At 40.9% G+C, this 15468-nt stretch carries 13 protein-coding genes; 10 read left to right on the forward strand and 3 right to left on the reverse strand.

The features are described from left to right. The first annotated feature begins 58 nt into the window (after positions 1-58). The 7 genes from QM738_RS00340 to QM738_RS00370 all read left to right on the forward strand — a co-directional run bounded on the left by QM738_RS00340 (position 59) and on the right by QM738_RS00370 (position 9658). Positions 59-1687, forward strand: coding sequence for an ABC-F family ATP-binding cassette domain-containing protein (locus QM738_RS00340; RefSeq protein WP_462274679.1), 1629 nt, complete (start codon positions 59-61; stop codon positions 1685-1687). Positions 1688-1813: 126 nt separating this feature from the next. Then, positions 1814-2311 (forward strand): GtrA family protein, encoded by a 498-nt coding sequence (locus tag QM738_RS00345; protein WP_462274680.1) that lies wholly within the window; start codon positions 1814-1816, stop codon positions 2309-2311. Positions 2312-2715: 404 nt separating this feature from the next. Further along, entirely contained in the window at positions 2716-4317 is a 1602-nt protein-coding gene (locus QM738_RS00350) for a hypothetical protein (protein WP_462274681.1), read from the forward strand. Between the two features lie 401 nt (positions 4318-4718). Then, on the forward strand, positions 4719-6623 hold the full coding sequence (gene dnaK, locus QM738_RS00355; protein WP_462274682.1) for a molecular chaperone DnaK: 1905 nt from the start codon (positions 4719-4721) through the stop codon (positions 6621-6623). 222 nt (positions 6624-6845) lie between these two features. After that, complete coding sequence (locus tag QM738_RS00360; protein WP_462274683.1) at positions 6846-7562, forward strand: hypothetical protein; 717 nt, start codon at positions 6846-6848, stop codon at positions 7560-7562. Between the two features lie 39 nt (positions 7563-7601). Continuing rightward, positions 7602-8282, forward strand: a complete 681-nt coding sequence (locus QM738_RS00365; protein WP_462274684.1) for a serine protease family protein — start codon at positions 7602-7604, stop codon at positions 8280-8282. A gap of 704 nt (positions 8283-8986) precedes the next feature. Next, positions 8987-9658 (forward strand): hypothetical protein, encoded by a 672-nt coding sequence (locus tag QM738_RS00370; protein ID WP_462274685.1) that lies wholly within the window; start codon positions 8987-8989, stop codon positions 9656-9658. 136 nt (positions 9659-9794) lie between these two features. On the opposite strand, the gene QM738_RS00375 is transcribed toward QM738_RS00370, so the two are convergent. Continuing rightward, a complete protein-coding gene (locus tag QM738_RS00375) occupies positions 9795-10724 on the reverse strand; it encodes a winged helix-turn-helix domain-containing protein (protein ID WP_462274686.1) in 930 nt (309 codons plus the stop codon). Between the two features lie 158 nt (positions 10725-10882). Between QM738_RS00375 and QM738_RS00380 the strand changes: the two genes are divergently transcribed. Beyond that, a complete protein-coding gene (locus QM738_RS00380) occupies positions 10883-11386 on the forward strand; it encodes a hypothetical protein (protein ID WP_462274687.1) in 504 nt (167 codons plus the stop codon). A gap of 195 nt (positions 11387-11581) precedes the next feature. On the opposite strand, the gene QM738_RS00385 is transcribed toward QM738_RS00380, so the two are convergent. After that, entirely contained in the window at positions 11582-12085 is a 504-nt protein-coding gene (locus QM738_RS00385) for a hypothetical protein (RefSeq protein WP_462274688.1), read from the reverse strand. Between the two features lie 214 nt (positions 12086-12299). Then, positions 12300-13409, reverse strand: a complete 1110-nt coding sequence (locus QM738_RS00390) for a hypothetical protein (protein WP_462274689.1) — start codon at positions 13407-13409, stop codon at positions 12300-12302. Between the two features lie 433 nt (positions 13410-13842). Between QM738_RS00390 and QM738_RS00395 the strand changes: the two genes are divergently transcribed. Continuing rightward, a complete protein-coding gene (locus QM738_RS00395; RefSeq protein WP_462274690.1) occupies positions 13843-14724 on the forward strand; it encodes a hypothetical protein in 882 nt (293 codons plus the stop codon). Between the two features lie 78 nt (positions 14725-14802). Next, positions 14803-15432 carry a DinB family protein gene (locus QM738_RS00400; protein WP_462274691.1) on the forward strand — a complete coding sequence of 210 codons (630 nt, stop codon included), beginning with the start codon at positions 14803-14805 and terminating at the stop codon, positions 15430-15432. Positions 15433-15468 lie beyond the last annotated feature (36 nt).

Genomic DNA, 15468 nt, shown 5'->3' on the forward strand with positions numbered 1-15468 from the left:
GCAATCGTCAATCTAAAATCCAAAATTGAGGCCTATCTTTGCACACTTTTTTACAACTATGTTAAGTGCAAATAATATAACGCTGGCTTACGGCAAAAGGGTTTTGTTTGATGAGGTAAATATCAATTTTACCAAGGGTAACTGTTACGGTATCATTGGTGCCAATGGCGCCGGTAAATCCACTTTTTTAAAAATACTCAGTGGTGAGATAGAGCCCAACAAGGGCAGGGTGGATATTACTCCCGGCGAACGTATGGCAGTACTGAACCAGAACCAGTTTGCATTTGACGAACAGACTGTTTTAAATACCGTGCTGATGGGCCATAGCAAAATGTGGAAGGTGATGCACGAACGCGATGCCATTTATGCCAAAGAAGATTTTACCGAAGCAGATGGTATAAAAGCCGGTGAACTGGAAGAACAGTTTGGCGAAATGGGCGGCTATACTGCCGAAAGCGATGCAGCCACCATGCTGAGCGAACTGGGCGTGGAAGATGCCCTGCATCCCTTGCTGATGAAGGATGTGGCAGCGAATATAAAAGTAAGGGTATTGCTGGCGCAGGCCATATTTGGTAACCCTGATATTTTATTGCTGGATGAGCCTACCAATAACCTGGACGTGGAAACTATTGGCTGGCTGGAGAATTTTTTGGCCGACTACCAGAACATTGTATTGGTGGTAAGTCACGACCGTCACTTTTTGGATGCGGTATGTACGCACGTGGCGGATGTGGATAAGAACAAGATCAAGATCTATACCGGTAACTATACCTTCTGGTACGAAAGCAGCCAGTTGGCAGCAAGGCAGGCAACAGACAAGAACAAGAAGATGGAAGAGAAGAAGAAAGACCTGTTGGACTTTATCGCACGCTTTAGCGCCAATGCCTCTAAAAGTAAACAGGCAACCAGCCGTAAAAAGGCATTGGATAAACTGGTGTTTGAAGATATTACCCCCAGCAGCCGTAAATACCCCGGCATTATTTTTAAGCAGGAGCGGGAAGTGGGCAACGAAATTTTAAAAGTGGAAGATCTTTCCAAATCACTCGACGGCAGGACCCTTTTCAGCAAAGTGCGCTTTGATGTACAAAAAGGTGATAAGATAGCATTTGTAAGTAAAGACCCGCTGGCGCTTACTTCATTCTTCGAGATACTGAATGGCAAATTAAAAGCCGACACCGGCAAATACGAATGGGGTACCACGGTAACCACGGCTTATTTACCGAATGATAACAGTGAATACTTCCAGGGCAGCACTTATAATTTAATGGACTGGCTGCGCCAATATGTACCACCCACTACAAAAGATGTGGATGAAGATTTTTTACGTGGCTTTTTAGGTAAGATGTTGTTTACCGGCGATGAGATCATGAAGAAGACGAACGTATTGAGTGGAGGAGAAAAAGTACGTTGTATGGTAAGTAAAATGATGCTGCAGAACCCGAATGTGCTGATGCTGGATGAACCCACCAACCACCTGGACCTGGAAAGCATCACGGCCTTCAACGACAGCATGATCGCTTATACCGGTATTGTGCTCATTACCACGCACGATCACCAGTTTATGCAAACCGTTGCCAACCGTATCATTGAATTAACGCCCAAAGGCATCATCGACAAACTGATGACCTACGACGAATATTTGGAAGATGAGAGAGTAAAGGCGAGCAGGGAGGAGCTTTATAGTTAAAATACAGGTTACGGGTTGCGGGTTAATTGACCGCTTGCGGTTATAAAACCACTTCGCTAACGATCAACTAACCCGCAATTTCTAACTCGTAACTTTTTTAACCCGAAACTCGTAACTTTTTAATAATTGCCGAAAGACAAGATCATATCATTCATCGATTTTTTTTACCCGCCGTTCCGTAAGCTGATGCCGGAGCAAACATTCCGTTATGCAGCCTGCGGGGGAGCCAACACCCTGTTGGGCCTGGCGGTGAATTTTGTTTTTTACACCTGGGTATTTCAAAAAGAAGTATTGCACCTGGGCTTTGTCAGCCTGGAGCCTTATGTGGCATCGCTGGCCATTGGTTCGCTGGTGAATATCATTACCGGATTTTTATTGATGAAGTACGTGGTGTTTGTAGATTCCAACCTTAAAGGGCGTATACAGCTTTTCAGGTACGTGTTATCGTTTGCCTCTATGCTGCTGCTGAACTATGTGTTGCTGAAACTGTTTGTAAAAGTATTTCACTGGGAAGCATTCTTCAGCCAGTGCCTTATTACAGTGATAGTAATTACCGTGAGCTACCTCAGCCAAAAGTATTTTACATTCAGAACAAAAAAGGAAGATATTGATTACACGAATTGATACGAATTACACGAATTGTTTAAAATTTTTGTAATTAGTGTAATTCGTTCTAATTAGTGTAATAACTCTTCGTGTGCGGCCCCCTGTAATTGTGAAAAAAATGTTAAGTAGACGATACTTTTGTAACTAAAAAGCTATAAATTGCGGAACAAAAAAATAGCCCCCCTATAGAAATAGAGCGGCTTTAACGATTGCTTGCTATATGAAAATTCTTAAATTATTTGTTAGATCTGTTTGCTAAAGTTTTTTCACTCTTGCTGCATTTAAACTGCAGGTGTAACGATTGATTGTCCCTTTAACGATTGTCTGCTACTCAATTACTCATCCTCTTTAACAAAAGTAGGATGAGTTTTGATTTTGATAAAATCAACTTAATATTGGTTTTATTATGGTAAAACATATTTTTGCTATATGAAACACTTGCCGGTATTGAGTTTTATTATAAATTAGTCATGATGCCCAACCGCTTTACAGATACATTATTTCAACTGGTCCGCTCCCTCGAAAAGGCGGAAAAACGGCACTTTAAGCTGTACATCAAACGCAGTTCGGGCAACGAAGATCTTAAGATCGTGGAGTTATTTGATGCCCTGGATAAACTGGAAGAATACGATGAGACCCTTTTGCTGAAAAAGCTGAAATCGATCAAAAAACCACAGCTCTCCAATGTAAAAGTGCATTTGTACAAACAGTTGCTGGCCAGCCTGCGCCTGTTAAAAAGCACCGACAGTATCGACCTGCAATTGAACGAGCAGTTCGACTATGCCCATATACTCTATAAAAAAGGATTGTTCTCCCAAAGCCTTAAAATACTGGACAAAGCCAAAGAAACTGCCAAGGCCAACCATAAAGTAAACTTTTTGCTGCAGGCCATTGCGCTGGAAAAAAGGATAGAGACCCTGCACATCACCCGTACCATGCAAACCCGTGCAGAGCAACTCTCTGCCGAGATCAACGAAGTGAACCACCGCATCGATACACTCGCAAGGCTATCCAACCTGGCCATGCTGCTGTACAGCTGGTTCATTAAGAACGGCCATGCACGTAATGAAAAAGATGAGGAAGGTGTAAAAGAATATTTAAAATTGCACCTGCCCAAAGATGCCTGGGAGCAAACCGGTTTTTACGAAAGATTATACCTGTACCAAAGTTATACCTGGTACGCCTTCATCCGCCAGGATTTTTTGATGTACTACCGTTACGCACAAAAATGGGTGGATATATTCGACCAGGAACACCTGATGATACGGGTGGAAACGGGCCACTACATTAAAGGGCTGCACACATTGCTCAATGCCCACTTCGACCTGCGCAATTACGAAAAATTTGACGCTACGCTGAAGAAGTTTGAAAAATTTGCACAGACCGACCGGGTACGCCTACACGATAACTTCCGCACGCAGGCCTTTGTATACATTTACAGCGCCAAGATCAACCAACACAATATGCTGGGCACATTTGCCGCGGGTGTAAAACTGGTGCCGCAGCTGCTGGAAAAATTAACCGAATACGAACTCTTTATCGACGAGCACCGCATTATGGTGTTCAATTACAAAATAGCCAGCATGTACTTTGGCAATGGCGATTATGAAACCTGTATCGACTACCTGCAAAAGATCATCAACGAAAATGTGGAAGTGCGCAACGACCTGCAGAGCTACAGCCGCTTATTGCATTTACTCTCGCACTACGAAATGGGCAATTACGAACTGATGGAATACCTCACCAAATCGGTATACCGCTTCATGAGCAAAAAAGAAAACCTGACCGTAGTAGAGGAGGAGATGTTCAAATTTCTGCGTAAATCTTTCCACGTATCCAGGAATAAATTACAACAGGAGCTGGAAAGCTTTTTAGAAAAGATCAAAGGCCTTGAAAAGAACCGCTTTGAGACCCGGGCCTTCGCCTACCTCGATATCATCAGCTGGGTGGAAAGCAAAGTGTACCGTAAAAGCATGAGCGAGATCCTCCAGGAAAAATATACGATGAGCAAGAAGAGGGCGTGAACCGTGAGACGTGAGAAGAGAGTTACGGGTTACGGGTTATTATTGTTGTTTATTTCCTCTGCGCAATCCGCGTAATCTGCGGGCAATTGGTTGCGGGTTTGGTTGTTCTTTTCTCTGCGTCCTCTGCACCTCTGCGTGCCACCCGTTCTCTGCGTATTCGGCGTAATCTGCGGGCACTCCAAAAAATCCGTGAAAATCTGTGCAATCCGTGGCCAACCCCAAAAGGCGCAGCCCTTTTCCCAAAAATGCCATTTTATCCTTTCCTATATCCCGTTTCCATCCTCTTTCTGCGTATTCGGCGAAATCTGCGGGCATTCCCCCGGTTTTCTGCCAATTTTGCACATTTTCCCCTGTGGCACAATCATTGACCATTGCCTGTTAAACTCAATAAATTTTTAAACATGGGAAAAATAATAGGCATTGACTTAGGAACCACCAACAGTTGCGTATCTGTAATGGAAGGTAACGAACCGGTGGTAATAGCCAACGAAGAAGGACGCCGCACAACCCCGTCGGTAGTGGCTTTCCTTAAAAATGGCGAACGCAAGGTGGGTGATCCTGCCAAGCGCCAGGCCATCACCAATTCACAAAATACCATCAGCTCGGTAAAGCGCTTTATGGGCCGCCGTTTTGATGAAGTGACAGAAGAGATCAGCCACTGGAGCTACAAAGTGGTAAAAGGCGACAATAATACAGTAAGAATAGACATAGATGGCAGGTTATATACCCCACAGGAAATAAGCGCCATGGTATTGCAGAAAATGAAAAAAACTGCCGAAGATTACCTGGGCCAGGAAGTGACCGAAGCGGTGATAACCGTTCCCGCCTATTTCAACGACTCTCAAAGGCAAGCAACTAAAGAAGCAGGCGAAATAGCCGGCCTTACCGTAAAACGTATCGTGAACGAACCCACCGCAGCAGCTCTGGCTTATGGCCTGGATAAAGGCGGAAAAGATCATAAAATAGCGGTATTTGACCTGGGTGGCGGTACATTCGATATCAGCGTACTGGAGCTGGGCGATGGCGTATTTGAAGTAAAAAGCACCAATGGTGATACACACTTAGGCGGTGATGATTTTGATAAAGTGATCATGGACTGGCTGGCCGATGAATTTAAAAACGATGAAGGCATCGACCTGCGCAAAGACCCGATGGCCTTACAGCGCCTGAAAGAAGCCGCAGAAAAAGCTAAAGTGGAATTGAGCAGCAGCAGCGAAACAGAAGTGAACCTGCCTTATATAACCGCAGTGGATGGCGTGCCCAAACACTTGGTAAAGAAATTAAGCCGTGCCAAATTTGAAGCACTGGCCGACAAATTATTTGAACGTTGCTTAAAACCTTGCGAAGCCGCATTGAAAGATGCCGGCATGAGCACCAGCGAAATTGACGAAGTGATACTGGTAGGTGGATCAACACGTATCCCCAAAGTGCAGGAAATAGTAGAAAAATTCTTTGGTAAAAAACCCAACAAAAGCGTGAACCCTGATGAAGTGGTGGCCGTAGGCGCAGCCATACAGGGCGGTGTAATGACCGGCGAAGTAAAAGATGTACTGCTGCTGGACGTAACACCATTGAGCCTTGGTATTGAAACCATGGGCGGTGTAATGACAAGGCTGATAGACAGCAACACCACCATCCCCACTAAAAAATCAGAAGTGTTCAGTACCGCCAGCGATAACCAGCCGGGTGTGGAAATACACGTACTGCAGGGTGAAAGGCCAATGGCCAACCAGAATAAGAGCTTAGGTAGATTTAACCTGGCTGATATTCCACCTGCACCCCGTGGTGTACCGCAGATCGAAGTGATATTTGATATAGATGCCAACGGTATACTGCACGTAACGGCCAAGGATAAAGGCACCGGTAAAGAACAACGCATTACCATACAGGGCGGCAGCGGCTTAAGCAAAGAAGAAGTGGAAAAAATGAAGGCCGAAGCCAAAGCCAACGAAGCCACCGATAAGGCCGAAAAAGAAAGAGTGGAAAAGATCAACCAGGCCGACAGCTTAATATTCCAGACAGAAAAACAACTGAAGGAATATGGCGACAAGATACCTGCTGATAAAAAAGGCGCTATTGAAGCTGCTTTGAATAAATTAAAAGAAGCACACAAAACAGCCGACCTTGCCCAGATAGATGCAGCCAGCGCCGAAATGAACGCCGCCTGGACAGCCGCCAGCGAGCACATGTACAAAGATACCCAGGGCGCCGATCCCGCCGCAGCTCAACAGCAGCCCGATGGCGGACAGCAACAGGGTAGTGGAGAAAGTAAAGTGGAAGATGTGCCTTTTGAGGAAGTGAAATAAGAAAATAAGTATAAATAATATAATATAAAAAGCCGTTTTTCATTTATTGGAAACGGCTTTTTTTTGAATGTATGTTAAGTTGTATTTATATTATTTAAGCCGCAAGCATATCTTTCTTTAATAGAATTACAGATAGCTTATATACAATTTGAATTATTTAAAAAGTACCGTATTTTAGCACAGCTATATATGATGTAAGCAATTGTTAAAGGTTATCCTAATATGAACGAGAAAGAAAAATTTTTAGGATTTAAAAATGCCGAAAGGGCTTCAGTTGGATTAGCATTAATATTTGATATTTCTGGGTTTACGAAATTCTTCAATAAACCAGACATACATTATTACATGACAAACTATATTAATCAAATTATTAATTGTGTAGAAATAACTATTTGGGGTGGAAATGACTTTTGGACAACTGAGACCCCCCAAGAAATAGATGCCTTGGAAATTAAACCAATAATGCGCAAATTTTTAGGAGACGGTATGTTATATGTTTGGGAAGACAACGACGATAGGCTCTTATTAAAATCAGATTTCAAAATAGATCTTATCATTAGGCTTTGGAATCTTCAATTGAATTTTGATAGAATAAACAAGAGGCTTTATGAAGATATCCCAGTCGGTGATTTACCAACTAATATTAAGTTCGGCATTTCCCAAGGCACAATCTTTAAACTTATTGAAAATACAGGTGAGCAAGATTGTATTGGCCCTTGTATTAATCTTGCATCTAGACTGGTCAAATATTGTCAGGAGATAAACTTTATTGCCTCCGCACGTTTAGATTTACCTAAACAAGAATTAGAAACGTATGGTTTTTTTAAAATAATTGCAAAAGAGCTTCAGAGTTTTGAAAACGAAATTGTGGTTATTGATAAAGTTGATTATGATGGAGTAAGTCTAGCAGATAAGAAAAGATTATTTAAAGAATTATAACCACATACAATAATCGGATTTAAGCTAAATTTTAAATATATGGTTACTCGGAGTGTTTTACAAAGAACCTTTTATATTAAATATCAAGTAAGTGATCAATATTCGACTTTAGGGACTGCATTTACCTTTGAAATAAATAACGTTCAATATCTAGCAACTACAAGTCATAGTTTCACTTTTACTGAGCATTGCCAAGAACTTGATATTTTAATCATGAGAAATAATGAATGGGAAACCATTCATTCGAAAATTTTTAAACATCCTAAAAAAGCAGTTGATATATGTATCCTAGCTCTTCCTAATGATTTATCTCCAAGGCATTTTGTTGAAATGACTGACAAGGGTGTTCAATTAGGACAAGATACTTTTTTTCTTGGATTTCCATATGGAAAGTTTATGGATGTTGAAATTAACAATGACTATCCTATACCATTTGTGAAGAAAGGAATATTTTCTAGTATTTTAATCGGAGGTCAAAATCCGCCCCCAGATGTATATTCATTCTATCTTGATGCAATGAATAATCCGGGATTTTCTGGCGGCCCTTGTTGTTTTATTCCAGCAGGAAAGAATTTACCTGCAATTTGTGGAATTATTAAGGGCTACCATCCACATGAGATCGAAGTAAAAACACCTTTGGGAAATTACACTTTTGAAGAAAATTCTGGCTTAGTTGAGGTGCATTCTATACATCACTTATTTGAAATTCCTCTTGATTAAAACGTTAATGAATTAAATTGGCGCCAGTCTTCTTGCTTTAGCAAGACGACTGGTGTCTATTAATATTAACGGTTTGCAACCGCGGCATGCAATTCAAATATCAAAAACACCTTGCACTAAAAGCACTATTCTTTTCCATCCACTATAGACAACTTTCAACCATCAACTTTCAACTTTTTTCCTATCTTCACAGTACCCTTTTCGGCGCATCAAAAGCCTCCTTCCCATACTTCGCTTCTACAGGGAACCCACAGGATATTTATAAGACACTTACGGGACATTGACGGGACACTCACAGGACATTCACGGGACACTCACGGGATACTTGCCGGACTGTACCTGCCACAGCATGCCTGGCTAACCCAATGCAAGGGCATTGTGAGGCCGGTTCAACAGCAAACCATATGCATAGCAATCTTTGTTCACCGGTAAATGGGCTTCGGCCAAGGGAGCATGCACAGTAATATTCAATTCACAATGTCGCCACCTGGGTACTAAGCATTGTCGAAGCATGGCCAACAGCGTAGATATCGTAAACTGCAATTGCATCCCAGACACAAACTTTATTTCGCCACATAAGCAACTACCAGTTTTTATACTTAAATTCAACTTTATTTTTACCCGAAAGAGCCCTTCGGGCAATCTGTATAAACCCTTTTTTACCTATATCTACATAAAGTACAATCATTGTAAAATAACATTTAATGAAACCTGTAATCGCACCCCTGTTCGCCCTGGCAGTTCTTTTAAGTTGCCGGAACAACACGATAAAGCCACCCAGTTTTTTTATCCTCCCCAAGGCCGACAGTAAGAATAAACCCAGGGATTTTTATTACAATTACAATTTTATTGTTGATACAAACAATCATATTTATTACTATCAAATAGATTATTTTAGGCAATGTGGATTTCATGATGATTGGGATACAATACCTAAATTCTTAGGGCTAAACCCATGTGATATTATTGAGATACCGTCTAATAATATTGAAAATTTTTTAAGGATCAATATGCTCAATAAAAAGTTTAAAATGACTTATGTAGCATATGCTGCTGATACCGTTTATTCTCCCGGATTAGCCGAGATTTTATCGCTCTTTAAAGACTCCACAAATGGCGTTAGTTATACAACAAGAAAAATAACGGATGAAGAAACTGTTGTACTGGCATACAAGAAAGCTGATAAAATGTATTGGGCAGATGAAATTAAGTGGGATAGCACCAAAATACTTTTCCAGGCAACAATTGAAAAAAGATGGAATGAGAATGCGGAAAATGAATTAAAAAGAGAAATGGATAAAAGATGGAATGAGGAACCAGCAAAAGAATTAAGACGAGCAATAGAAAAAGAAATGAAAAGCAATCGCAAAAGGTAGACGCTTTACTGCTACTGGCGGCAGTTTTTACTGCCATCTGGGCATTTATTGATTTTTAGGCGGCGGAGCATTACTTGGTGTTTCTTAGCGTCTTAGTGCCTCGTCCATAGGACTCCTTTGGAGTGGTTTGGTTTCCTCACGCAACCTTCAGCTTATACCCCTTGCCGCGTATAACAGCAATTTTTACATTTGGGTCAGCTTCCAGTTTTTTTCTCAGTTTTGATATGAACATATCCAGGCTGCGGCCTACTATTACACCATCATCTTCCCATATCTCTTTTTGCAGCCGGCTGCGCTCTATGGCCTCGTTGGGCGATAAGGCAAAAATGCGCAGCACACGGGTTTCAGTTTTGGTAAGCTCAATAGCTGTTCCATTTATCATCAGCTTACGGGCCTCTGCGTCAAACACCATGGTCCCTAAAGTAAATACATCCGTATCGGGGCTTGCAGGTACATCAGGTGAAGGTGCATCATGTTCACCAGGCAGATCAGTTAGAATCTTCTGCTGCTTAACAGGCTTCAAAAAAATAAACCCAACAACTGCCAGCAATAACAAGGCGCCCAATAAATATCCATTTTTTGCGGTAGTGATAGCTGCTGGTTTAAATTTAATATTAAGCATGTAACATGCTACCGGTTGCTTTCTTCCTTTGCAGGTTATAATATCATCTTTCTTATTTTGTGCAATAGCATATCCATAAGCTACACTGCCATCGGCACAGTTGAGTACATTAACAACATAATTAGCTGCCAGCGGGTCGTTGGCCAGCACACGCTGGGTAGTGTTCACCAGCACTTCGGGTTGAAAAGTAAAGGCATTTTCAAAACTTACCCGGTATTCATTTTCGGCCATTTTTTTTACCGGCAGTACCCTGGATGTGCTGTCGCCGGATTGTAAAAGTAATTCATGCCCGATCTTGCGGAGTAAAACTTCTCTCCTGGCAATATCAAAATCCTCGCTGCCCGACATAGTAAAAGCCACGCATATCAAAGAGATGGACAGGAGTAGTATGAACCCCGACAGGTATTTACGCTTGCCTTGCAGTAAATTTTCTCTTAAAAGCATGTGTCAAAATATTATTTACAAAGTTTACATCAAATATTTACAATCCCGCTGCCGGGGCAGGAAAAATATCAAACTAATTTTGTTGCAGCAACTGTAAAAGGGTGCTAAAATAAAAAAATGCCTTCAACAGATCGATGTTAATTAAACCTGTAAAAAATATGAAAAAAGTCATCTATGCGCTCATCTTACTACTGGTGGTGGTAAGCGGGCTGTTATTTGCCAATCGTGCAACCCAAAATGAAACGGCTAAAAAATCAATGCCCAAGCCACTTACTGCAGCTGAAAAAGAAGCCGAATTGAAAAAATGGGAGGCTACCCCTGCCGGTATAAAATTTAAAGAATGGGAAGTGTCCCCCACAGGTACAAAAGTGCTGGCTGGTATTGATAAAATAAGTAAGCAGGTACGTGATTCCAGCAATATGGAGGCAGTTGTAACGTCTCTTTCGCTTCCGCCAGGCTCACAACTGGGTTTCGGAATGATGATCAGCATCAATGGGGAAGATTATATCCTGAATTTTGGGGCGGGAAAGGCTGCTGAATTAGATCAATTGCATAGCCTGAAAGTAAACGACAAGAATAATCATCAAAAGCCATTTTGTATCGTACGCCCCAAAGTATGCCTATCCGATAGTACAGGGCGATTATGTGGAGCAGGAGGGTAAAGTGCTTTATAAAAGTATCCCCCGCAAAGGCGGTTGCTGAGTAAATAAATACTGCAATACCCTACTGGCACAACCTATCAATAAAACTACTGGCGCCAGTCTTTTCCGCCTTGGGCGGGAGCGACTGGTGTCTATTAATATTAACGGTTTGTAACCGCGGCATGCAATTCAAATATCGAAAATACCTTACAGTAATTAATAAACCAAAGATGTTGCCAGCGCATCCGCTGTTTTGATCATTTCTGTTTCCTGGGCTTTACTGCAAACTACTATCACCTGTACAAGCCCGTTGGTAACACCCGGTAGCGGGTTTTTAAGCTGGGTTAAGGTGGCATAGTTTAATTCGGTATCTATTTTTAATACTTTGTTGTTGGTAAAGTATTTTACTTTTTTGTAAACGTGGTCGCCCAATTTTGCATCGGGCAATATGGTGCGTACATGCGGGTCGGGCGAAAATTTTTGTTTATCCAGCGCCATAAATTTGGCCAGGTCTTTATCAGGGTACTGGTTCAATGTAATTTCTATGCGGCTGAACTCATCCCCGGTTTTACGCAGCATGATCTTTTTTAAAGAAGAATCTTTTACGTACCAACCGGCAGGCATGGTATACTTTATATTGGCATTAAAAACGGTATTTTGCTGGGCAGACATCTTTGTTGCAATAATAACAACGGCAATAAATAACAATAATTTTTTCATAGTTTGTAGATCGATTTAAGTTATTGGGATTCAGTACAGATCACTCATTTTTTGTGTATTGTGGCCTCCGCAGTGCGGGGTAGTTAATACAACATAACGTAATTATTGCAAATTTATTTTCTCTTCTTCACTGGCGCCAGCCTTCCTGACCTGTATTTGATAGTAGCAGGGTGCTGCGAACCAACAAAGGAAAAGACGTCATCTGTATTTATTATTAAAACGAATAGCTAATAGTAAATTCGGCAGCAATTGCGTGAGTTATGTTGTTTCTCATTATCTTATGAGTCAGTAATCTGTTGGTATACGTATTTTCAAAAGAATAACTTTTAGTATGAGAATCATAATCAATGGATTTCATATAGGAAAGAATAAAATTAATATCAGTAGCTGCTTCCCATGCATAAGTATTTTCTATATCAAATTTGTAAATGGGATCAAGTATTGGAAATTCGGTATTACCAATCCAGTAAGTATCTTTAAAAGCTTTACTGATTTGGGGTAAAAATGGGGGAGCAGTGTCCCAGACAATATCCATTTGTTTAGAAATAGAAAATCCTCCACCTGCATTGCGGGTTTTATCGTCAGCATAAATAAGTTGCCCCGAAGTATTGTATGAAAATGACCTTATTCCATTTCCTGAGTTATATACGGATTTTAAAATCAGATCAGCCGTATCTACATTCCACAAATAATCGGTATACCGTTGAAAGATCTGCGGATAATTTGGAAACGGATATGTATTGCCTGTAGTACCACTAATTCCATAAGAAGGATCCCAGGTTCCAACTGTTCCAACATAAGTTCTTCCCCTTGTCCAATTATACGAAAGTACTACACTATCTCCATCATGAACCAAATGGTTATAATCTCTTGTACTGTTAGCCTTTAAATTGACACGGATTTTTGTGATCCCTGTTTTTTTAGATGTTGCAGTATCCCAGTATAAACCAGTAGCAAATGTTTTGGTACCATAAAAATATTCTACACTTGATTCTACCGTATATGGATTGGTGGTGTTTATTTTAATCAGCCTGCCTTCAACATCGTAGCTATAGTTTGTTTTATAATTAAATTTTTCACCGTTGCATGAACTTACCTGGCGGTGTTCAACTTGTTTAATCTGAGTGTTGTTTGACTGAAGCGTAACTGTAATTGTATCAATTGCGCATCCTGCTTTTGCAAAAATTATAATCTTTGATTCTTGGGTTGAAGGCGGTAAAATAACAATGGTGTCCCCTCCTCCATTGGGTAAAGTGGTGTTTTGAGGCTTACTACAGGATATCAGCGAAACTGCAATGATGATGTAAAAAAGTATTTTACGCATAATTATGATATGAGAGAGTTTAGGAAATCATTACATAGTATTGTATGCTACATAATCATATTGGAAGTAAAATAAGAAAAAAATATCATAATAGTCACTTTTTGCTTTTTTGCATTGTTGGTAAGCCGCTTAACCAATTTGCCCTCACTGGCGCCAGTCTTTCTCGCCTCGGGTGGGAGCGACTGATGTCTTCGCCGCCGCCTGGGTTTCAACTAACGGTGTATACATTGCAACCTTCAATTCACCGCTCCCAAAGAGTCCTATGGACAGAGAAAAAGAGAAAAGGAGTTTTCGCAGAGCATCTCTGCGCAAACCGCTGCATCTCCTTCTCTCTGCGGTGGCTGCTCTTGCTTCAATTAGAAAGAATTTATAAAACAGCCACAAAGCCTCCGAAGCTTTATATTTGTTGTAACCTTAATCCAACACCAAACTCATGATCAACTTAAAAAAAACTTACCTGTTATTGCTGCTTTTAGCTTTTATTGGTTTTGGGTGCACACAAAATAAAACTGATAAAAGCAAGATAGAAGATGCCTGCAATAAATTTATGGCCGGCAGGATAGCACTGGAAGAAAAGGGGGATAGTTCCTTACTGCAATCTGTTACTGAAGATTCGCTATTTAAATTCATCATGCTTAACGAACAGTATATAAAATTGCTGAATGCTCCTGTCAGCAGCCCCGACCTTCATATTTATCCTCAAAAAGTAGAGATACAGGGCAATTGTGCTACCTGCTTAATGAGCGGCATGGAATATTACCAGATCCACTTGTGCAGGTATGGTAACGACTGGAAGGTAAACGGAGAAAATGGGAGACGCATCACTCCTGAAATGTTTGTAAAAGTGCTGCAACAAATAGCGGATCAAAAAATATTTACTAAAGAAAGACCGGCCAGGGATTCGGTGTTTGTTATTGTAAATGCTTTTTTTACCACGGTAAAACAATTCTTTAAAGATCAGCGGACGGATTCGTTGCAACAGTTGTGCAGCGATGCATCAGTAAGTTTTATTAAACGGTTGTATGCTTATGCAAAAATAAGAGCAGGCTTAAAGCCTTTGCTGGAGGAAATGGAGAAACCCAATTATCTTTCAGCCGATGTTAAATTTGAGAACGACAAAGCAGTGTATAAATTTTACGATGAAGAAACCACCATTCTGCTTCAAAGGACTGAACATGCTTATATCATCACCGGCTTTAACGGCACAGAATCAAGATACATTAATGAAGTACAGATCAATCAGCACTACACCGACCTGTTAAGAGCATTGAAATTAATAAGGCCAAAACAATACCGGGATAAAGCGTTTAAATAAGTTCAGGTGTTCACCGTCGCCTGAGCTTTAACCAAGGACGTTTAATAGCTGACAATGGTAACGAATAAAGACAAAGCAATGCAAACAATTAATAAAAGAGATTTTTTTATCGAGTTCGGGGATAAGGATCATGCGATTGCCTATTTTTCGGGTATCATCAAAGATACCAGGACCACCACCTTATTAACGATCAAAAATTTAACCACGCAGGAATTAGACTGGCAGTATCAACAAGGTTGGAATACCATTGGCGCCCTGCTTTTGCATATCGCCGCAGTGGAACAGTATTTCTGCATCCGCTATGTAGACAACCGGGAATTGACAGAACAGGAAAATACGGAGCTAACGCCGGCATTGGATATGGGTATTCATATACCTTCTCTCATTACAGGAAAAGGTATCAACCACTATATTGACGCACTGCTTGCTTCCAGGCAAAAATTATTGGTAGCATTTGAAAATATCAATTTTGAGCATTTTGCTACAACTTTTGAAAGTAAAGATTATGGTGGAGAATGCAATGTAGCCTGGCTTTTGTATCACATGATGGAGGATGAGAATCTATCACAGGGGGCAGATCAGTATGATAAAGAAATTATTCCTTTCCAAAAATGCGCTTTGAATATTTTTTGCAGCCGTCTGGGCTTTGGTCAACGGCGTATCCATCGCAACCTTCAGTTTACTGTACTAAAAACTATAAAGCGATAAATACTGTAATCCAAAACGGGCTCAAACAAACGTATC

The sequence above is a fragment of the Ferruginibacter sp. genome (assembly GCF_049840995.1).
In the GTDB taxonomy this organism is placed as follows: domain Bacteria; phylum Bacteroidota; class Bacteroidia; order Chitinophagales; family Chitinophagaceae; genus Ferruginibacter.